Source organism: Pseudoalteromonas holothuriae, from assembly GCF_945859825.1.
Lineage (GTDB): Bacteria > Pseudomonadota > Gammaproteobacteria > Enterobacterales > Alteromonadaceae > Pseudoalteromonas > Pseudoalteromonas holothuriae.
In genome coordinates, this window is the sequence record NZ_CAMAPC010000083.1 from 1 (window position 1) to 516 (window position 516).

The 516-nt window shown below is 40.7% G+C and carries 2 pseudogenes; one reads left to right on the plus strand and one right to left on the minus strand.

Features of this window, described 5'->3' with window-relative positions:
* Window positions 1-206 (plus strand): annotated as a pseudogene (locus OCI93_RS20980) (transposase); the annotation flags it as partial.
* Window positions 207-385: 179 nt separating this feature from the next.
* On the opposite strand, the pseudogene OCI93_RS20985 reads toward OCI93_RS20980, so the two are convergent.
* Window positions 386-516: pseudogene (locus OCI93_RS20985) on the minus strand (IS110 family transposase); the annotation flags it as partial.

The following is a 516-nucleotide window of genomic DNA, read 5'->3' on the forward strand; positions in this document are numbered from 1 at the left end:
ATAAACGCGGGCATATAGAGCAGCGCACACTTCCACTCTTAGAGCGACTAAACATAGCACCTGAAAACTGGTTAAAACTCACCACACAATTTACCAAAGTGTTCAAAGGGGCGGTAGGGCGCCCCAATAAGCTTGATGGCTACTACGCCCATTTAGAAGTAAAACGGCGAACCAGCATTAGTCAATGTGAAAAGCTGCTCGCTTAAATTACCTTACTTAATGCCAATCATGCTGATAAAGTAGGCAAAGCCGCGCCTAACTTTTTGCAATTACCATTCAAAACCTCGGATAAAACTAAAAATAGTAGTGAAAAGTGCTTTTGGCATAAAACAATATCAAAGGAGCTGGCTTTGAATGTCCATTGTCTGATTATTTAATAATGGCTGTCTAGTTTGTTATTCTCAGCATCTTCCAGTATTTCAGAAATCACTTTTTGTGCTGGGTAGCGACCTTTAGGCATGATAATTCCAAACTCAGCAAGCAATCCCCGTAATCGATTAATACGTGCAGTTCTGT